General features: G+C 44.6%; 18 protein-coding genes and 1 tRNA gene. 6 read left to right on the top strand and 13 right to left on the bottom strand.

What is annotated here, in order from left to right; translation table 11 throughout:
* The first annotated feature begins 25 nt into the window (after positions 1–25).
* Positions 26–1,447: a B12-binding domain-containing radical SAM protein gene (locus tag ACYVEA_RS09605; protein WP_461113213.1), complete on the top strand. Its 1,422-nt coding sequence runs from the start codon at positions 26–28 to the stop codon at positions 1,445–1,447.
* 161 nt (positions 1,448–1,608) lie between these two features.
* Here ACYVEA_RS09605 and ACYVEA_RS09600 read toward each other — a convergent pair whose 3' ends face one another.
* The gene (locus tag ACYVEA_RS09600; protein ID WP_461113212.1) at positions 1,609–2,319 is read right to left on the bottom strand and encodes a LolA-like protein; all 711 of its coding nucleotides are present in this window, start codon (positions 2,317–2,319) and stop codon (positions 1,609–1,611) included.
* A gap of 76 nt (positions 2,320–2,395) precedes the next feature.
* Complete coding sequence (gene nhaD / locus ACYVEA_RS09595; RefSeq protein ID WP_461113211.1) at positions 2,396–3,691, bottom strand: sodium:proton antiporter NhaD; 1,296 nt, start codon at positions 3,689–3,691, stop codon at positions 2,396–2,398.
* Between the two features lie 79 nt (positions 3,692–3,770).
* Between nhaD and ACYVEA_RS09590 the strand changes: the two genes are divergently transcribed.
* Positions 3,771–4,088, top strand: a complete 318-nt coding sequence (locus tag ACYVEA_RS09590) for a hypothetical protein (RefSeq protein WP_461113210.1) — start codon at positions 3,771–3,773, stop codon at positions 4,086–4,088.
* 36 nt (positions 4,089–4,124) lie between these two features.
* Here ACYVEA_RS09590 and ACYVEA_RS09585 read toward each other — a convergent pair whose 3' ends face one another.
* Positions 4,125–5,306, bottom strand: coding sequence for a cation:proton antiporter (locus ACYVEA_RS09585; protein WP_461113209.1), 1,182 nt, complete (start codon positions 5,304–5,306; stop codon positions 4,125–4,127).
* A gap of 91 nt (positions 5,307–5,397) precedes the next feature.
* On the bottom strand, positions 5,398–6,285 hold the full coding sequence (locus ACYVEA_RS09580; protein WP_461113208.1) for a PE-PGRS family protein: 888 nt from the start codon (positions 6,283–6,285) through the stop codon (positions 5,398–5,400).
* A 595-nt stretch (positions 6,286–6,880) separates the two neighbouring features.
* Here ACYVEA_RS09580 and ACYVEA_RS09575 point away from each other — a divergent pair.
* A complete protein-coding gene (locus tag ACYVEA_RS09575) occupies positions 6,881–8,083 on the top strand; it encodes an alpha/beta hydrolase family protein (protein WP_461113207.1) in 1,203 nt (400 codons plus the stop codon).
* Between the two features lie 204 nt (positions 8,084–8,287).
* On the opposite strand, the gene ACYVEA_RS09570 is transcribed toward ACYVEA_RS09575, so the two are convergent.
* Positions 8,288–10,201: a sensor histidine kinase gene (locus tag ACYVEA_RS09570; RefSeq protein ID WP_461113206.1), complete on the bottom strand. Its 1,914-nt coding sequence runs from the start codon at positions 10,199–10,201 to the stop codon at positions 8,288–8,290.
* Positions 10,202–10,517: 316 nt separating this feature from the next.
* Between ACYVEA_RS09570 and ACYVEA_RS09565 the strand changes: the two genes are divergently transcribed.
* Positions 10,518–10,593, top strand: a tRNA-Thr gene (locus ACYVEA_RS09565).
* A 183-nt stretch (positions 10,594–10,776) separates the two neighbouring features.
* On the opposite strand, the gene ACYVEA_RS09560 is transcribed toward ACYVEA_RS09565, so the two are convergent.
* Positions 10,777–10,923: a hypothetical protein gene (locus ACYVEA_RS09560; protein WP_461113205.1), complete on the bottom strand. Its 147-nt coding sequence runs from the start codon at positions 10,921–10,923 to the stop codon at positions 10,777–10,779.
* Positions 10,924–11,174: 251 nt separating this feature from the next.
* Here ACYVEA_RS09560 and ACYVEA_RS09555 point away from each other — a divergent pair, with 251 nt between their 5' ends.
* Positions 11,175–12,233 (top strand): glycosyltransferase, encoded by a 1,059-nt coding sequence (locus ACYVEA_RS09555; protein ID WP_461113204.1) that lies wholly within the window; start codon positions 11,175–11,177, stop codon positions 12,231–12,233.
* Between the two features lie 122 nt (positions 12,234–12,355).
* Entirely contained in the window at positions 12,356–13,153 is a 798-nt protein-coding gene (locus ACYVEA_RS09550; protein ID WP_461113203.1) for a glycosyltransferase, read from the top strand.
* Between the two features lie 217 nt (positions 13,154–13,370).
* On the opposite strand, the gene ACYVEA_RS09545 is transcribed toward ACYVEA_RS09550, so the two are convergent.
* The 7 genes from ACYVEA_RS09545 to ACYVEA_RS09515 form a co-directional block, all read right to left on the bottom strand.
* Positions 13,371–13,760 carry a response regulator gene (locus ACYVEA_RS09545; RefSeq protein WP_461113202.1) on the bottom strand — a complete coding sequence of 130 codons (390 nt, stop codon included), beginning with the start codon at positions 13,758–13,760 and terminating at the stop codon, positions 13,371–13,373.
* A 40-nt stretch (positions 13,761–13,800) separates the two neighbouring features.
* Complete coding sequence (locus tag ACYVEA_RS09540; protein WP_461113201.1) at positions 13,801–14,535, bottom strand: HlyD family efflux transporter periplasmic adaptor subunit; 735 nt, start codon at positions 14,533–14,535, stop codon at positions 13,801–13,803.
* A gap of 4 nt (positions 14,536–14,539) precedes the next feature.
* On the bottom strand, positions 14,540–16,855 hold the full coding sequence (locus ACYVEA_RS09535) for a peptidase domain-containing ABC transporter (RefSeq protein WP_461113200.1): 2,316 nt from the start codon (positions 16,853–16,855) through the stop codon (positions 14,540–14,542).
* Positions 16,856–17,012: 157 nt separating this feature from the next.
* The gene (locus ACYVEA_RS09530) at positions 17,013–17,588 is read right to left on the bottom strand and encodes a hypothetical protein (protein ID WP_461113199.1); all 576 of its coding nucleotides are present in this window, start codon (positions 17,586–17,588) and stop codon (positions 17,013–17,015) included.
* An 85-nt stretch (positions 17,589–17,673) separates the two neighbouring features.
* On the bottom strand, positions 17,674–18,657 hold the full coding sequence (locus tag ACYVEA_RS09525) for a glycosyltransferase family 2 protein (RefSeq protein ID WP_461113198.1): 984 nt from the start codon (positions 18,655–18,657) through the stop codon (positions 17,674–17,676).
* Between the two features lie 39 nt (positions 18,658–18,696).
* Complete coding sequence (locus ACYVEA_RS09520) at positions 18,697–19,455, bottom strand: GIN domain-containing protein (RefSeq protein WP_461113197.1); 759 nt, start codon at positions 19,453–19,455, stop codon at positions 18,697–18,699.
* A 67-nt stretch (positions 19,456–19,522) separates the two neighbouring features.
* The gene (locus tag ACYVEA_RS09515) at positions 19,523–20,536 is read right to left on the bottom strand and encodes a 2OG-Fe(II) oxygenase (RefSeq protein ID WP_461113196.1); all 1,014 of its coding nucleotides are present in this window, start codon (positions 20,534–20,536) and stop codon (positions 19,523–19,525) included.
* Between the last annotated feature and the right edge of the window lie 4 nt (positions 20,537–20,540).

Raw genomic sequence — 20,540 nt, 5'->3', positions numbered from 1 at the left:
CCGGCAGTAATAAAAACCTTACGTCATGAAAGTAAAATTCATATTACCAGCATTAGCAGAGGCAGAAAGCCCATTTTGGAGACCAATAAAATATTCCTTATTTCCTCCTCTTGGACTTGCCACGTTAGCCGCCTATCTTTCCCCCGATGACGAGATTAATTTGCAGGATCAACATGTAGAAGAGCTTACGTTTAATGACACACCAGATCTCGTCATTATTCAGGTTTATATTACGAATGCGTACCGAGCCTATAAAATTGCGGATCACTATAGACGTATAGGTACTCACGTTTTACTTGGCGGTCTTCATGTTACGTCCTTACCAGACGAAGCCGCAATTCATGCAGATACTATATTTTTAGGGCCGGGTGAAGAAACCTTTCCCCGATTTCTTAGAGACTTTGCGAACAAATCACCTAAAAAAATATACAGTTCTGCGCTTAGAACACTGGATAAAATACCGCCAATAAGGCGAGATCTAATTAAAAGAAACCGTTATCTGGTCCCAAACTCAATTGTCGTTACAAGAGGTTGTCCACATCATTGCAATTTCTGTTATAAAGACGCTTTTTTTGAAGGTGGCAAAACATTCTATACGCAACTTGTTGATGACGCCTTAGCCGAAATAGACCGACTTCCCGGAAGACATTTGTATTTCCTTGACGATCATTTGTTAGGCAACACGAAATTCGCGAGCGAGTTATTTGAAGGCATGAAAGGCATGAATCGTGTTTTTCAGGGTGCCGCTACTATTGACTCCATACTGCGAGGGAATTTAATTGAAAAAGCAGCAGAAGCCGGTTTACGGAGTCTGTTTGTAGGTTTTGAAACGTTTTCGCCGGCCAATTTAAAGCAAAGTAATAAAAAACAGAACCTGGAAAAGGATTATGGCAAGGCAGTAAACCGGCTGCACTCGCTGGGAATCATGATTAACGGAAGCTTCGTTTTTGGTCTTGATGAAGATGATAGCGATGTTTTCAAAAGAACCGTTGAATGGGGTGTTAACAATTCAATTACAACATCCACATACCATATTCTTACGCCTTATCCCGGTACAAAACTTTACAAGGATATGGAGAATCAAAATCGCATTCTGACAAGAAACTGGGATTTATATGACACTCGGAATGTGGTTTATAAAACAACAAACCTCACCGCAGATGAACTAAAAAACGGCTACGATTGGGCATATAAAGAATTCTATAGCTGGTCAAATATTATAAAGTCAAGTTTTAAACACGATTCGAACAGGCATAAATTAAAACATCTGTTCTATTCGGGAGGATGGAAAAAATTTGAGCCTGTTTGGAATTTTCTGATTAAAACAAAAAGCCTGGATAATATGCTACCTGTCTTAGAATCTATTCTATCGAAAATCAAAACAACAGACTCGCAACTCCCACCAGCAGAAGTTAAAAATCAAAGTCAACAGTTATTCAGCAATTAGCTAGTGAACGTAACGCTGAATAAGGAACGTATTCAGTGAATCAGACCATGCCGGGATGGCTCCTTTACTAGAAGTGCCAATGAGGATTTACCACATAGCAAAAAGACCATTGGGATCACCAATGGCCTTTTTTAGATGAGCTTGACTCACTCGACATCCATTCACTTTGCCGTAAAATCTGAATCTTTCAACCCTTTATTCACCTTAACATTATCGACCGACATGATCATGGGACCACGGGGCGATTGCTGATGTATAGTCATCGGAAACTTGATGCCACCCGTGTCTTTATAATCCGAGTAAACCATTGTCGAAGTCATTTCGCCCTGTGGTGATTTGTTTGTCACGACCGACTGCACCTTCAGCCCCGTTGCTACGTCGAAATTATCAGTCCAGGTGGCCGCACCATCAGCGGTCGTATGGCTCAGTTTGTAAGTATCTTTACCATCTACTTTCTCAGGGCCGACTAGCGTTGTTTTTACGCCATTTTCGGCATAATGCAGTTCTGGAAACAACGTATTCATCACCGTCATCTGTTGCGCTGCCGGACCTTCCAATGTGCGGCTCCCCTGCATACCACCCATCACGACCGTTGATCCATCGCCGGTTTGTTTCATCACTTCCATCCCGTTCGCATTGATGACCATCGAGAATTTATTGGGCAGCTTCTGCTTACGGGTAACAATAATGGCATTGCCGTTCATATCCGACGACATACTTGTGGTCATATCTGTCACTTTCATCAGTGCCTCTTTTCCGCCAATAGCAGCAATATACTTGTCCATTACTTCCTCAGCGGTTGGGGTCGACTGAGCCAGAACCAGTCGCCCAAACGCAACCAGCAGCCATACGAATGTTAGTATTTTTTTCATGATTTTCAGCGAGTGTTTGTTCAAATGTAACGTATCAGTTATATAACAACAAGGCATCTGACTAAGCAATTCTACTCTATTGCGTCAAAGCAAACTCAGTCAGATAAACCACCGCTCCAGCTACGTATCCAATTAGCGCCAGCCAACTGATTTTACGCAAATACCAGCCGAATTTCAGCTTTTCCATACCCATGACAGCCACGCCCGCTGCCGACCCGATCAATAAAATGCTGCCGCCCGTACCGGCGCAATAGGCCAGAAACTCCCATAGTTTAGCATCGGTCGGATATGTTTGCAGGTCATACATACCCATAGTAGCCGCAACGATCGGTACGTTATCGACCACCGCCGACACGATCCCAATCAGCAGTACAATAATGTCCAGATTACCAACCGACTGATTTAGCGACTCGGCCAGGGCACGTAGTACACCCGTTGATTCCAGGGCCCCAACCGACAGCAGAATGCCCAGGAAAAACAGAATGCTCGACGTATCAATCCGGCTCAGGGCATAGGCGGCCGTAAATTTTTGCCGTTCGGCTTCATCTTTGTCGCTATGCAGTACCTCGGAAACGACCCAGATTACGCCCAGTACAAGCAACATGCCCATATAGGGCGGCAAATGAGTAACCGTTTTAAAAATGGGAACAAATAGCATACCACCCAGCCCGGTCGCCAGCATGACCCGGCGTTCACGTCGGGCAATTGGCGTCACGTAGGGACGGCTAATGCCTTTGGTAGCGGTTGACGTAGCGGGTAGCGTTTCAGATTTATACATTCGGGTCAACAGCACCAGTGGAACCAGCATAGAGACCAGACTGGGCAGCAAAAGCGTACGGATGATACTGGTGGTTGTTACCTGACCCCCAATCCAGAGCATCGTTGTGGTTACGTCGCCAATGGGCGACCAGGCTCCTCCTGCATTGGACGCTACAATGATCATGCCGGCCACAATACGTCGTTGCTCTGCATTTCGAATCAGCTTGCGCGCAACGGATACCATCACGATGGCCGTTGTGAGGTTATCCAGTAGTGCCGACAAGACGAACGCCAGCAGACTAATGATCCAGAGCAGGGTGCGGATATTTCGGCTGGCAATTCGGTCGGTGATCAGCGTGAAACCGTCGTGAACATCAATCAGCTCCACTACGGTCATGGCCCCCATCAGGAAGAATAAAATTTCGGCCGTTTCTGCTAAATGCCCACCAAGGTGATGCATTACAGACTCTGCATGGGTATCGAAAAGGGCGTAGGCCGTCCAGCAAACTACGCCCGTAATAAGCGCCGTAGCTGTTTTATTGATCTTGATTGGGTGTTCAAGCGTAATGAGCGTATACCCGACCACGAAAAAACTAATCATCAAAAAGGTCATACGATAAACTGGTCAAATCAATAGCGAATGAATAAATTTGTCCAACTTCTTGTTAGGAAGCTGTACACTAAAAGCAGGCATGTTTATCGTCCAGATTTCTTCACTTGGCCCCGACGGTATGGCTCTGTTTCCGTTCATTTTAGTACGGCAACCTAATCCAGGTCCTACCTTACTTAACCACGAGCGGATTCATCTGCGGCAACAGCTTGAATTAGGCATTTTGCCGTTTTATCTCTGGTATGTCATTGAATACGCCATTCGACGGGTTCAATACCGCGACCATTATCTGGCTTACCGAAATATCTCGTTTGAACGCGAAGCCTTCGCCAATGATCAGAACCTTACGTACCTTAAAACCCGGTCTTTCTGGCGATTCTGGCGATACGTTGGAAAATGATAAATAATGAATGATGAATTTGGTCATTAGGTACTTTCATTCATTACTTTTCACGGATTTATCGCCAAGTGCACTCACCATCATCACCACCGACGACAGCACTACGACCAGTATAGGGATACCTTCCCGAAAGCCAAGTAAGCGTAAATCTTCGGGAATATTCAGATAAAGCAGGATGGTGATCAGGCCCCGCGGAGCAATCCAGAGTAACGATCCCGGCATGCCCCGATACGTCAGCCGAAGCGTTACCCATCGCCAGGAGATAATAACGATGATAAACAACATACTCACAATCAGGGCATCCGTGTCGAGTAACGTCCGGGGGACAGCGGCATAGCCAAGAATCAGAAAAAAGAACGTACGCACGACAAAGGCCCCTTCAGCCGTCAGGTTTTTCAGTTGATCTAGCTCTTTTTCGAATAAATCGTTTTTCAGAACCCGACTTAACCGACCCCGAATAACGAGTTCCGTATTGTTTAGAAACAGCCCAAAAATCAGAATCAATAACAGTGAGGACAGGTGATTTATTTCGGCAAGCGCATACACCAGAAACAAAACCGAAATAATGGGCAGAAATTTGATCCGGTGGTTGATACGGCCAATCAGATACAGGAGTAAAAAACAGCAGGCCAGCGAAATAATAGCCATGGCGAGCGTATCGCGGGTGAACGACCAGATCGCACCTAGTATGGAGGTTCGACTCAGTAACAGGAAGTTATAGGCCATAACACCCAGAATACTGGCAAATGCGGACTCATATACGGCAAATTCCTGTTGCCCTGACGATAGATCCAATATACCGGGAATGGTTACCGCGCTGCTAACAATTGAGAAAGGCAAGGCCGCAATCAGGCAGTGATAGAACGAGTCGTTCAGCAGAAAATACAGCATGCCAGCCATAATCAGGGTTCCCCCAATGATCGACAGTAACGAAGCTACCAGCGTCCGCCGAAGCACACTCAGGTGATCGACCTGGAGTTCCAGATCCAGGCCACCTTCCAGCACAATTAGAATGAGCCCCAACGTACCAAGGGTGGGTAGAATGGAATTCACGTAAGGTACCTGAACATGAAAGTACTCGGTTGCCTGCCTCGTTAAGATACCCAGTATCAGCAGCAGCAAAACGGAAGGCGTTTTGAATCGGCTACTGAACAGGTCGAAGGCATAGGAAATCAACACCGACAAGCTCAGAACTATGATCAGAATTGATGAATCCATGCGGGTAAGTCGTCAGCCGGTAATCGGTAGTCATCTAGTCAGGTCTGGCGTATGGCTCGGCACAAATGACTGATGACTATCGACTACCGACCTATTTTCTGGCGTAATAAAGTAAATCGACCGACGTAGCACTGGCCCGTTCACTTATCGTAAAAAATCCTTTACTGTCTTTGTCGAAACAAATCGCTTCGCCCTGCGGCTCCAGGCGGGTAACCAATTGACGACTGGTTCCACGCTGAAGCGCATCGGCTACGGACTGACCGGCGCTACGTTTCCAGTAGAAAACCTGCGTGTAGGTACGTACCAGAATTTCGCTGCCGTCGGGCGAGATGGCAGCGCCCGTTACGTAATTGGGCAGCCCGCCACCGCCAAAAGAGGGTAGTTCACCAAAGGCTTCAGCCACGGTAACTTCATTGATATTTTGGGGGTAGGCCAGCCGGTACAGATGTACTTTTGCTTCCCGTTTCGAGATAATGTAGATATCTTTCGTCTGGGGTTCAACAAACATGGCTTCGGCATCACGCGGCCCATCGGGGTAGCGAAAATTGATACGTTCAACCTGCGTAATGGGCGTCTGCAGATTAGCGGGCTCGGGTAGTCGATAAATCTGGCAAAGAGGATAATCGGCATTGTTATCGCCAATTTCACCAATGTAAATATAATTGATACCATCCTGCGGCCCCGGCCCGATGGCCAACTCCTCCCAATCACGGTTGGTGACGCTAGGCACACTAATTTTCCCTTTCACTTTGCCATCATAGCCTAAAAGCGCCAGTTCAGCCGGGCTACCGCTGTCCTGTTCGATCCAGACATTGCCTGGCTGGCTGCGGCTGTCGGCCATTCCCGATGCTTCGTCAATACTTCCCGGCGCTACGGAGGCAGCCGTTGGGGTTGACGCAAATTGAGCATCGCCACTGGCAAGTTCCAGTTTGCAAGAGGCCGTAACCAGCAAACCAAGTAGTATAATAACTAGTCGCATGAGCGCGTTCAGGGTTGATTCTGTGTCAAAGTAACGAAACAGCTTCCGAAATAGTAAACTAACCAGCAACAAAGCATTCATCTACTTAGCGAACGCAGTAGGCCTGGCCTACTCTTACGCGATACGCCCTTAGCCGGTATGAGCATCATTATGGATAAAATAATTTCACATTCCTGGGACAGGGCAGCCCGACTAAAACACAAATAATAGAATTTACTACGTAGGTTATAGCTTATAAATCAAGCATTTCGTAGATTGCTCTCTCGAAAACTACCTCCTTATCTCCTTTTAAATTAATCTATATATGAAGAATTATACCTCTGTCATCCATCTGCTTTTATAGCCAGCAGGCAGTTATCTTTCTGTTTACTTCAGCAAATAAGAACACTCTTCTTTTTTCATTGGTGCAACTCGCTCAGTTGCCTCTATAAGTTCTTTCTAATAGGCTGAAAATAAAGCTGTGCGATTTTTATTGATACTCCGCGCTGACAAGCGAGGCCCAATAGAAGAACCTGGGGCATTTAGCCTGGTACCCATCTGCTTAATCATTTATCTCTTTTTAACCAATTCCTTATCGTTTAACCATCTCAATCTCATGAAGTCGCTAAAAACCGTCCGCCTATGGCATTCTGTATGCATCGCCTTGTTTATGTCTTTCGCCTTGGGGAGTTGTATGAATATCCTTCAGGAAGATCATCCCACGGGCTATTTAGTAAGTAGTACCAAAGTTGGTAATGACATTCCTCTACAACAATTACAGGCGATCGTCAGCCAAACGAACCCGGCTTATCTAGGCTTATTAAAATATGGTATAACGGCCTACAAACTGGTCTATAAAACGAAAAACTGGGATGGCACAACCATCAATGCGTCGGGCTTGCTGATCGTACCCGCCACAACGAACCCCATCCCCATGATCGGGCAGCAGCATGGCACCATCTTCACCGACGCCGAAGCTCCTTCCTACTTTGGACCCGCCAGCGAAGCCTTCCAGTTCTCGTCTATTTTTGCCTCCAATGGTTATATTATAGCCTGCCCCGATTACATTGGTTTCGGTGAGTCTAAAAACCTGATCCATACGTATGAACACCGGGCTAGCCAGGCTCAGACCAGCCTCGACATGCTACGCGCTGCCCGGGAATACATCAAAGCCAATTCGGCTATTAAGTGGGATTCGCGGTTGTATCTGGCGGGCTATTCGGAAGGCGGTTATGCAACCATGGCTCTCTACAAGAAAATGCAGGAAGAAGTCCCCACTGAATTTAATCTGAAGGCCGTATCTGCCGGAGCGGGCGCTTACGATAAAACCAATTTTACCAAAGCCGTCGTGGGGCTGCCTTCCGCCGGAAATCCCAACTGGAACCGGGCTTTCCTATGGGTACTGTTCACCTACAATACGATCTATAGCGACCTACGCCGACCCCTGGACTATTATTTCGTAGAACCCTATCTAACGGATGTCAAGACAAACGGGCTGGCCGCCAACCTGAACGTTAGCATTGATCAGACATTTACGACTGCGTTCAAACAGGGCGTTCTGCTGGGTACGGATAAAGCGTTTCTGGCTGCATTGGCCGACAATGACATCTACAACTGGAAACCGCTGACTCCTCTGCTGCTCACGCATGGCGACGCCGATCAGCAGGTATATCCCCTGAATACGGCGAGCGCTTTTGCGGCTATGACGGCTCAGGGCTCATCGGTGGTTATTCCTAATATTGTGCCCGGCAAGACCCACGTTGAAACGATTCCATACTGGTTAGACGCTACGTATGCGTTGTTCCAAAAATTTCAATAATAGATAAAAACTGCTTTTCAGTAGCTTTTGCTTCTTACCCCCGCCCCCTGGAAGGCGCTTTGCTTACCTATTCTCAACCTAAGCTCCTAAAGCAAAAGCGAATTGAACGTGGTATAAAGCGATGATGTCTTGTCGGGAATGACTATTCCCGACAAGACATCATCGCTAACCAATTGACCGGAGCCATCTCCCGACCGCTTTTTATCAGGGTACCGGCAAGGCAATACGAAAAGTAGCCCCCTCACCCGGCCGTCCTTCTGCCCACACATAGCCCTGGTGGTTATCAACCACTTTCTGGACAATGGCCAGCCCGATGCCTGTCCCCTGATACTCGCTACGGCTATGCAGTCGCTGAAACACCTCAAAAATTCGTTCGGCCTGGTGTGGATCAAACCCAATGCCGTTGTCGGCCACTTCAATAAGGTGGAACTTCCGGTAGGGGTCAACTGACGAACCCATCATTGTGGCAAGTTCACTTCCCTTAACTCGTCGGGTAGTAATGGTGATGGTAGGCGGATCGTCGGTTTTATTCGCCTTTGTAAACTTCAGTGCATTGCTGATAAGATTTTGAAAAAGTTGACGAAGTTGAGCCGCATCGCCCCGTAGGGCTGGTAGTGGGTCAACCGATACGATAGCGCCTTTATCAGTAATGAGCGTATCGATATCGCTCAATACATTGTCTAAAATTTTATTCAGGTTTACGGAGGTAACAGTTTCCCGATTATTAGCGATGCGGGAATACGCCAGTACATCCTTAATCAGCAACTGCATCCGGGCCGCTGCCGACTGCATCCGCCCAATCATATCGATACCTGACTCCCCAAGGATCGGCGAAAACTGGGATTGAATAATATCACCAAAAGCCTGAATCTTACGGAGTGGCTCCTGCAAATCGTGACTCGCTACATAGGCGAACTGCTCCAGGTTTTTATTCGAGCGTTGTAGATCAACAATAGAATTTTCTAACTGTTGCTGAAGTTGCTTGAGGGGAGTATAGTCGGAGAACGTAACCAGCACTTCGTCGCCCATTTTTGTGGACATAATGTCGAGCCAGGCATCAATACCTCCCCCATCGTAATGAAAATCAAAACGTTGCGGCTCACCTGTAGCATATGTTCTGTAATAGGCATCGAATAACCCATTGGTTTTATAATCCGGAAACCATTTGCTGCCTAAGGCGCCAATAACATCCTCCGTTTTCTGACCGACATAAGACGCCAGTTGCTGGTTAGCTACCCGAAACCGGAAATCCACTACGTTGCCCGCGGCATTCCGCACCGGACTAAACAGAAAAATACCCGTTTGACTGGTATCAATAACTGTTTGCAACTCGCTGGCCGATGTTTCCAGACGTTGCTGAAGTTTCTTAAAGTCCGTATAGTCGGAAAACGTGATCAGCACATCATCCGCCAATCGAACACCGGTGATATTTACCCAACTATCAATCGTGTCGCTATGCAGGTGAAAGTTAAAATGTTGCGTCCGCCCTGTTTCAAAAATGGTGACATACCGCTGAAACAGCCCATTTGTGAGATAAGTAGGAAACCAACGGCTCATCAGTTCACCGATGAGAGCATCCGGCTCCTGACCAACGTAGCTGGCAATCATCTGATTAGCCATTCGAAACCGAAAATCAACGATTTTTCCACCTTCATTCCGCACTGGATTTATGAGAAAAATAGCAACCTGGGCCGAATCGATTACCGTTCGTAACTCAGTTGTCGATTGATCAGCGCTGTTTTTCAGTGTTGGAATAGGGCGTGCAATACTTAGAATTCCATCGGCTAATTTGGTCCGGCGAACGTGAAACGATGATTTATGTTTCGCGCTAACGTACTCAAATTCGTGCGCCTGGTTGGTTTGTATGACCTGGCACATCTCCTGAAAACTTTTCTTATTAAGTCCTGGATCGCTCAGGCTGTCGGCTAGTAGTCGCAGGCCGGCCTTTAGTTGACTATCGCCTTCGGGGTTGTCCTGTGCTTTTTGGTTTACAAAGGTTATTTCAAAATCAATGATCTGATTCGTTTCGTCACGTAGCGCCCGTACCCATATTGCTGCATCTGATAGGGAATCAAGCAGTTGTGTCACTAGCACATCGCTGGGTTGATCTGTCAGCATTGATACATAAACGTTAGTAAAACTAAAAATAATCAGGGAGAGACGTGGTAACTCTGCGTCTACAACTTCTTCCTATATACTTCATCTTCACCTCAGTTGTTCAGCCGAATTGCCTGTAAAGTCGCATTCAGTGTAGTGCATTATTAAAAAACTGGAAGCCTTTGATAAGTAGCGTTAGGGGAAATTTCATACACCACATAAAGCCACAAACATAAAAAAAACACGTCTAATTGGGCTAGTTGGGCTTAAAAATGTAGCAGACACTTGCGTTCTTATTATTCACTCTATTATATTTGCATCCTCAAAAGCGCTAAAAGCCTCCTTAGCTCAGTTGGTAGAGCACTTCATTCGTAATGAAGGGGTCGTAGGTTCAAGTCCTATAGGAGGCTCCAGATAATCAGCCACTTACAGTAATATGTAAGTGGCTTTTTTATTGAAGTTGCAATTTGTATTGCAATACATTTTATTTATTTCAGACAGCTATTGAACTCCTCAATCAGTTGGGTCAGTTGCTCAGCCGTCAACGGACAATCGGGTCCCTTGGGCCTGCGCCAAGCTAAACCAGCTTGCTCATCCTATTGATATTTTTTGTGGGTTCGGCTGACCCCGCCCTCCGTCAGGCTCAAAGCTGTAGCAATCTGGGTTTGTTTCCTGCCTTCATCTTTCAATTGAGCACATCGTTGACGCAGGAGTTCGTAGTCAGATGGTTTGTAAGTTGCCATTTGTACCAAAGTACAAATCTTTACAAGCCTACTCACATATCAATAAGCAAGACAAAGTTTGGCGAACAGTCATTTTTACATTCATTCGTTTATCAAATCAATAAATCTTAACCTAAAAAACTTCATATAACATTCTCTATCTTTACAAGTAAAAGAATTTTTATTAATAGCACGTTTTAGAAATTGAATTCCATAATACTTTCAGATATATTTGCCAAGTTAGTGCCAATTATTTTTATCAAGAATGTACGATGAAAAACGTAGCTATTATTACAGATATAGACTTCTGGCGACACGGTTCAGGTAACCGGGTAAGAATACGATCATTGATATCGTACTTAAGCCATTTTTTTAATCTTACAGTAGTTCTAATTAACCAAAAACTTCAACTGACAGATAATTTTAAACTTCCAAACGTTAGGTTCGTAAGTATTAATAATTACGGAAGGAAAGTACAGCAACATCTAGTGAGGTATATACTTAAAAAAACTCAGTGTGAGTATTGTATTGTTGAGTATGTCCACTTAACTTATTTAGTTGAAATTTTACCAAAATCAACAATAAAATTTCTTGATACACATGATATCATAAGTCAGCGTAATGAGTCTTTTTTAGAAGCCGGATATGAAGATCATTACGCAGCTAACCTTAATTTTCAAGAAGAACTTGATTTGTATAAAATTTACGATTATGTTTTAATGATAAAAACAGAGGACTATAACTTAATCGCTTCTGTTTTGGGAAAGTCAAAAGTACTCCTAGTCCCACATGCATCACCAATATACAAACCATCACTACGCCATAAAGCTTTTAACGTTGGTTATATAGCCAGTACTTATTTACCAAATATTGATGGGATTAATTGGTTTATAAATTCTGTATGGAAAAACATTAAAACATCAGAATCAACATTACACATCTATGGAAACGTATGTAGCCATGTAAATGATTGCGAGAATGTAAAGAAGCATGGCTTCATAAGCAACGTCATGATAGCTTATGAGTCTGTTGATATAATAGTAAATCCTGTTCGATTTGGAGCAGGCATGAAAATAAAGAATGTAGAGGCTTTATGTGCAGGCTTACCTTTGCTAACAACTACACACGGTATTTCAGGTATGGACGATGCCAAGGATGTCGCTTTATTAGCCGCTGATAGTGCAGAGCAGTTTAAAGAACTTATGCAGTTGCTACTCAGTAGCTATGATCTACGGTTCCGACTAAGTGAACAAGCACATGAGTATGCGCGCACTAAATTTAGTGCCGAAGTATGTTACAAATCACTAATAGATAGGATAGTAGCTAATTAAATTGCTGGCCTCTCATCCTTGCTGTTCCAGTTTTATTAATAACAATTTAACTCACCAACTTTTCCATAGATACTATAGCAATTCAAATTTAATTAATGTCCTTTTCCCCATATAAATAATTTATGAAAAAAACGTTCGTAACTTTATTAGCTTCTCCTGATTACTTGAAAGGCGTTTTAGTTATCTGGAGTTCTCTCAAATTAGTAAATTCCCAATATGGTTTGCTAGTAATTGTAAGTTATGATATGTCAGATGAAATTCATGAACTTTTTACCGCTTTGCAGATTGAATACATTGTAATAAATCCAATCAAATCTCCATACCATCAAACGATCAATCATTCAGTTTATAATACGTACAGTAAATTAGAGATATTTAATCTTACTAAATATGAAAAGATAGTTTATTTAGACTCTGACATGCTTGTATGTCGTAACATAGATGTACTTTTCACAAAACCGATGATGTCTGCAGTTAATACGGGAGGAGCGCTTCCTTGTTATAAGCATTGGGTTGACTTAAATTCGGGTTTGCTCGTTGTAGAACCTAAGGAGGGCGTATACAAGGATTTAATTTATCAGAAAGATATTATCCAATCTGACGATATGGGTGATCAAGGACTTTTGCATAAATATTATTCTAACTGGCCTAAGGAAGAACATTTGCATTTAGATCATACCTTCAACATGTGCGTTAGTTTCATTGAGGAATATACTAAATTATTTGGATACACTTTACCTAATACAATACAAGCAACTGGATTAGTTAGCGATATAAATGTACTCCACTTTTGGGCAGATCTTAAGCCTTGGTTTAAATATAGCAAAGCAAAGAACGACTTAGAAGTTAGAGCCTATGCTCTATGGCAAGAATGTTATAAACAAGTCTTGAAAGTCACAAACGAATATTTATTAAGTTAATAGACAAAACAGTACTTGATGTAAATAAAAGGAAGTTAAACCGCCCTAGCCTTACACCGTTTGTCGAGGTTTTAATCGAATTTATCATTTTTTTGCTTTCATAGGCTTGAGTTTTAGTACCATTCATTATACGTTATTCGACCTCTCCCGCTAAACTCTTAATTAGCGTTCACTTCTTAAGAAATGCTTTTCATTGATCGTTTAGCCAAAGGCATTTTTATACTCTGGGTGGCGAATTGGTATTTTTTAATTGCTTGTAACACTCAACACTGGCAGCGAACATCTGGTATGAGAATGGTTTTTGCAGATACGCTACGTACGGAAAAGGAAGTTCACCTACTTCTTTTAAGAAATAACCCGTAGTTAGAATAATACCAGGATGGTGAGTAAGAATAGGCCGTAACATTGGAACTACTTCAACTGGTAACTGACGTAAACTCATGAAAAGAAGATCAGGAATGTGAGCTTCAAAGCAGGCATATGATGTTTCCTGAAACTCAGCTTCCCAACTAAACTCTAATTCAGGCATCCGGGCAATATACCCTTTGACAAGTTGACGCTGAATGGCGGACTTATCAATGATGCCGCAGGTTAGGCGCGCTTCCATTGTTTTTTTCAGATCTACTGGTATATGATTAGTTGAATAGTTAAAATAACGTAGCGAAGATGCGCTGAATCAGACGTTTCTCATCTAGCATGATCTCCGCTGTCCCCTGCAACAGGGGTTGCACCGGCAATCGGTTTCCAGAATTTGTAATTAGCCCCCGAGTCAGTTTTACATTGGCTCGGTAGTGGTTGTCCAACGATACGGGGACGATGTTAACGATCTGGCCTTCTAAAAAACCAAACTCACTGCTAGGATAGGCATCCAACCGAATTAATACGCGCTGACCAGCGTTAACTTTTCCTGCTCCTTTGAGCGGCAGTTTAAGCTGAACTTCGTACTGCGTCACCGGAGGAACGACTAGCATCATATAGGCTTTGGGGTTATTGTCAACGCCTTTCAACAAGTACGTTCGTCCGGACACCCTGGCGCGGACGGGCGTTACTACTTTCCGACTCCTGTCAACTTCTGAAATTAAGGTATCACCGACCCTGACCTGTTGCCCGTCGCGGATGTTGGGGCGGTAGGTTACGTTCGGGTCAGTGATGAACCAGGTCACTTTCTGGGGTTGGTCACGTGCGTTGATCAGTGCCTGCGCCGTGAGCGTGTCGGGGTAGCGCACAGTATGTGCGGTTAACAACAGCAGAACAATAACTGCGAAAATAACCACGTTGCCCCACCGGATAAGCCAGTGTGGAACGTGACCAATAATTTCCTGCATTTCGTCGCTGTGTGAGTCGTTCTGCTTAATAAGACCCGGTATTTGTTCGACTGGCATACTATTATCCCTCCGCTAATTCTAATTGATTCTTAACTAATTCGTAATAAACACCCCGCTGGGCTGTCAATTGTGAATGGTTACCTACCTCCCTTACTTCGCCCTGCTCAAGCACCACGATTTGATCGGCGTTGCGAACAGTACTGAGACGGTGTGCGATAACAATGACCGTTCTACCGTCAAAAAAGCGGTCTAAATTATCCATAATGATCCGCTCATTGTTGGCATCTAGAGCACTCGTTGCTTCGTCGAAGAAAATGTAGGCCGGATTTTTATAGACAGCCCGTGCAATAAAGATGCGTTGACGCTGTCCACCACTGAGTCCGGCCCCAGAATTGCCAATTTTGGTGGTAAAGCCTAGTGGAATTTTACGGAGGTAGTCCTGTAAGTTAGCCGTACGGACTGAATCCCATAAGCGGTTCTCGTCAATTTTCTGCCCGTCAACGGCAATGTTACGGGCGATTGTATCGGAGAAAATATAGCCGTCCTGCATTACCGTGCCGCAAGATTGCCGCCAGTCGCGGGCCGACAGGTCGGTCAGGCTACTGCCGTTCACCAGAATTTCTCCATCAGTCGGTGCATAGAACTTTAGCAGCAGTTTCAATAACGTGGTTTTGCCGCTACCACTCGTACCGACGATGGCCGTTACTTTGCCTTCTGGAATGTGCAGATTCATATTCTTCAAAACGAGTGTCGAGTTAGGTCCACCGTAGCGAAAAAACACGTTGCGTAGTGTAATACCCCGATTCTGGTTCGGATACCCATGGGCTGCTGAAATCCGGTCATCGTCAAAATACCCTTCTGGTATTAGCGTCGGTCCGCAGGGCGACAGCGCAATCGAACGACCCAGCAACCGTTCTTCATCAAGTTCCTCATCCGGTTTATTGTGAACTTCCCCCAGCCGGTCTAGACTGATTTTAGCATCCTGAACACTGCGCATAAAGGTCATCAATTGACTCAGTGGCCCATTCATTTGCCCAATGATATAAGAGATGCTGAGCATGACGCCGAGCGTAATCTGGTTGTCGATAACGAGTGTTGCTGCGAGGTATGAAACGAAAATGTTTTTTAGCTGAGTTACGAACGACGCACCCACTTCCTGATACTGCTCCAAGGCCAGACTTTGAATATTAATCTTGAACAGTTTTGCCTGAATTCGTTCCCATTCCCACCGCCGAGCTTTTTCGCAGTTATTGAGTTTGATTTCCTGCATGCCCGTGATGAGTTCGTAAATCGTGTTCTGATTTTCGCGCATTCGCTGAAACCGCCGATAATCAAGGTCTTTGCGCCGATTCAGAAAAATGGTGATCCAGGCGATGGAAATAATGCTGCCGATAGCAAAAATAGCTAGTAGCTGTCCGCTGTATGTCCCCAGTACTATGGAGAAAATAAGGAGATTAATCACTGAAAACAGCGTGTTTAGCGTAGCCCCGGTCAGGAACGTTTCGATGCGGTGATGATCTTGAATGCGCTGCGAAATGTCGCCGATGTTTTTCGATTCAAAGAAGCTAATGGGTAGCTTCATCATCTTCACCAAAAAGTTTGAGATGATTGAGACGCTAACGCGAGTACTGATGTGCAGCAGAATCCAGTTGCGTATCATATCCACCGCTACGTTACCGACAAACAGCAGCAACTGCGACAACAGAATTAGGTGAATGAAATCTAAGTTATGACGATGAATACCGTAATCGACCAAACTCTGGGTTAGAAACGGAAATACCATGCTCACGATGCTGGCAATGAACATACCTAGCAACACTTGGAGAACGTACCGGCGGTAAGGCGTCAGGTATTCAAACAGGAAATGGAAGCCCGTAGTGCGTTGCTGGGTTTCTTCTTTGAGTTGGTAAAACTCTGGTGTGGGTTCTAAGAGCAGGCCAATACCTTTCTGGTCAGCTGTACCCGCCCAGCACTTCATGAATGTTTCGCGATCAACCGTAACAAGCGCATGCCCAGGGTCGCCAATAAGCAACCGTTCGGTCGGTTCGCCCCAATGTCCTGGTAACCACCGCCAGCCCGACTTACGCACGTCATAGAGTACCACAAAATGTTCCTGATTCCAGTGCAAAATACAAGGCAAGGGTGCTTCCTCGGTTAATTGCTGGTAGGACAGTTTTGCCTTCAATGTTTTAAAGCCAATTGCCTCAGCCGCTTCGCTGATGCCTAACAAACTCACTCCAGACCGCGTGATGTAGGCCTTGGCCCGCAGATAATCCAGCGAATAATCTTTGCCATAATGAGCGGCTACCATCTTTATACAGGTTGGGCCGCAATCCATAAAGTCGAGTTGACGGAAGTATTTGTATCGCGAGGCCATATTAAGCGAAAATTAGATTAAAAAACGATCTGGTAAGCGGTAAAAACAACGTTAGCCTGCAACGTGGTAGGTTAACTGATCGCGTTTACTAAGGGAACAATCTCCCGTCAGACACTCTAGCTCACGCGGGTTTGCCAGTGGGCACAGTAATGTTCGTTTAATCAGAGAAGTACCTGATGGGTATGGTATGTCTTTTCTCAAAACGGCCCCTGAAATGGTAGTAGTCCCACGTATTACAAAGCGTATAAGTATACACGTAGAGCACTGGCCTGGGTAAGTTGCCAATGCCGCACCGCAAATACAATTCAGTAAAAAACTGACTAACCTCGCTTCGGTGGTAGAGCGGATTTTTAATTTGAGTGATCGCAACACTAATTGTGCATAATAGGCTGTCACTCCAAATCCAATGGTGCGAGCAAAGCACATTTTCTGTCATAGTATCGAATAGTAGCTCGTGGAACAAGTCTCTCAGGCGTAAGCCCGTCCAGTGAATTGCATCGAATTGACTGTCGAGCCGTCTGGGATGATAAAAGATATCTTCATCACACTGGTATATATAGTTTCCCTGGCATTGCGGAATTGATTCATTTTTCAGCTCGCCCAGAATTCGTTTGAGATGTACACTAATGGCTGCTTCGCGAATGGCTGGCTCGTACAGCCGTGTAGCCCTCACCCGAGCGGGTTTGTCATTGTCTGTTTCGTACAGAATAATCAACTCTTTGTCGGCATTCACTTGCAGTCAAACAAAACGGGTAGCTGGCTGCAAAAATCAGGTTTATCGCGTGTCACACACACGCAAGAAACTAGCGTGAGTGTGTTCATAATACAGCAGCTACTTTAGCTGGTAGAGCAGCCAGTAGCTGGCTCATGGAGGGCAGCTCAATTCGTACAAATACGCCAGCCTGTAAGGCCGCATCTTTCACATATTCAATCCGATTAATAAATATCTGATCATAAAACGCTTTGATACGACTCATATCATGAGTTTGTACCACGTCCCGCGACCAGCTGTGAACGGGAATAATATGCTCAATAGCTTCGCCACAATTAAACCAACTGTCGGAAAACTGTCCCAGCGTTCGATACTTAGCCAGAAAATGCTCGAACCCACAGCAAGGGAAATGTAGAATAAAGGGGCCATTAGTTAATAATACCGATGCATTGATCGATTTAAATTCATGTACGCCATCGGGGAAAGAGTTTGGAGTCACGAAAACCGCAGCCTTACCATTCTTGTAAAAGTTAAAATAAGGAGTTAGATTAGTTAGGTTCTTCAATAACCAGTTGGCCTGGAAGTTGGTCAATGATTCTCTATTACGCTTAAATAATGATACCTCTTCGAAAAAATTTTGAATACGATCAGTTTCTGGATTAGCCTCATGATTTAAATAGCGAGCCACAGATATACCTTGCGTGGAAAGTTCATTAAAATGTTCTACCACAGATTGATTCGGCGAATAGAATAGTTCATCCGAATCTATATGGAGTAGCCAATCTATGCCATCTTCCTGAGCCATATGTAGGGCTACATCAACATTCATGACCTGGCGAGCCATCACTTCGCTATCTGCAAAGGCGTAATTTTCGGTAGCCGACCTGGTATAGAGCCACAGTCTGCGGAGTAAGGCATCGTGTCTAATGGCCGTGATGGCGGGATGGTGCTCATAACGGGCAAATCCCTCATCATCAGGGTCGTCAAAAAAGAGGAACAGATGATCGAATCCAATCGAAAGGTGATAGGTGACAAAATAATCTAATGTGGCATTTGCATTCCGCAGTGTGGTAACAATCGATGTTTTCATAACTTATCGTTAAGATTAGCGTAACCGACTCTGCATAAATTATCTATCACTAGTTTCAGCTTTTATGATGCTTCGACTATCACTATCCTTTTTTATAGTCGGTCTTCCCTTGTACGTAATGTTGCTCATTCCATTAGCCGTGGCATCTAATGCCACTGAAGCAGATATTTCAGCTTTGCTCATACTTTCCACCGTTATAGCCACCGAGCGAGCTTTTAGACCATAGCCTTTCAAAGTAGACTTTCCTTGTAAATACGCCTTTAGTATTTCTGACTCGCCCTGCACTTCCAGTGATGACAGATCATCCACTGTAAATTTTAGGTTCTTGGCATTTACATCCGCAAATCCATTGGCCAAGCTGCTAGCGATCAATTCAAGATCTTTCATCTCATCAAAGCCTCTAATTGAAAATCGAGGTAACTCCATGAACTCAGCTTTTTTGAGAATCGGCAATGTGATTTTTACGCTGACTACACCATGTTCACTATTTGGATTTTCACTCCTCTTAACCGGGGTGTATTGAACGAGTAATGTGTTGCTTCGAGTACTGACATCCATAGCACTGAGATCAAGGGTGGGACCTGAAGCCTTGACGGAAAAGGAATGACCACCTAGGATGGTCACCACAAAAGGACCAGTAATTCTAATTCGATCAAACGTTTTCACTGAAAAGGTTCGGATGGTATCGTCATTTTGTTGCCTTATTATACCCGTTGTTACTGTCTTGCCAGCCACTGATGGTGTACAGAGGTAGACGAGTATAGGTAGAGTTAGTGAAACTAGCTTTAATCGTTTCATGTGATATTTTGGTTGGTACTTGTTTTTTCAAAGCTTACCGACAGTATGGCCCTTTTATGAAAATTCCTTATGGAATTGGTTGATTGCGTACCCATATATTACAGGCATACTTCAACCCATGGGCAATGGGTAGACCAGCATGTACTGAGTTAAGTAACACCGAGTTGTTATCATCGCGATTTAGAAAATAGAGCGCACTTCCCCGTTTGGGACGCACATTCATATTTAGTTCGGGGAAGTATGTTTCTCCACCCACAAAATCATCGTTTAGGTATACCAGCATCGTATGAAGCCGGTGGTTTATCGACATGGAGTCAAAGTGCGGCTTGAACTGTTGGCCTTCCCCATACCGTACACACTGTAGAGGCTCGATATGGTTCGAATCGACCTTAAGCAACGCAGCCACCCGCTCATAAATGGCTTGAAACATGGGGTGTTGGCGATCTTTCAAAAAAGCAGAATAGCTGGTTCGGGTATCGGATTCCTTAATCTGGTTGTCATCATATTCTAGCTGACTACGGGTAAAAAGCGTTTTTTCTTCGGCGTACTGAATAATATAGGCACACTCTTCTACCGATAAAAAATGGGGGTAAACCTGGACGCATTCACGCTTATAGGCAGCTGCGGCAATCGACTCGTCATCTGTATCCCGCAGCAAGGCTGACTCTACTAATTCAGTAGGCTCGGCTATCAATAAGGCACCAGTCCAGTGTTTTGCAAATGAAGTGATGGACTCTCTGGCCTCACCCCGGAAGGGCGAAAAATAGTGAATCTCGCTCTCCTGAATGTCCCGTATTACCACGAAATAACGATCTTGGTCAGGCCAGACGCAGTGAGCGAGCAACGGACCTTTCAGTCGGGTGAGCCCCTCGATGGTAGCTTTGAAGGCAAAGGTGTTAAAGTGCCACGATTGCAGAATATGGTTTAGGTCGTTTAACGACACCACTGGAAAGCGGGGAGCTTGTCCCACTACTTCCCGGACCAGTGCCCGATTGACAGAACCACACTGAGCCAGTATAAACTGCTGTAAGGCCAGCACATTTGGACACTGAACTGGGGTGTAAACAAGGGTAGATTTCATAGTT

This window comes from Spirosoma jeollabukense (genome assembly GCF_054777855.1).
Note: the sequence above shows the minus strand (reverse complement) of the source record. Positions and strands in the feature narration are given on the sequence as shown.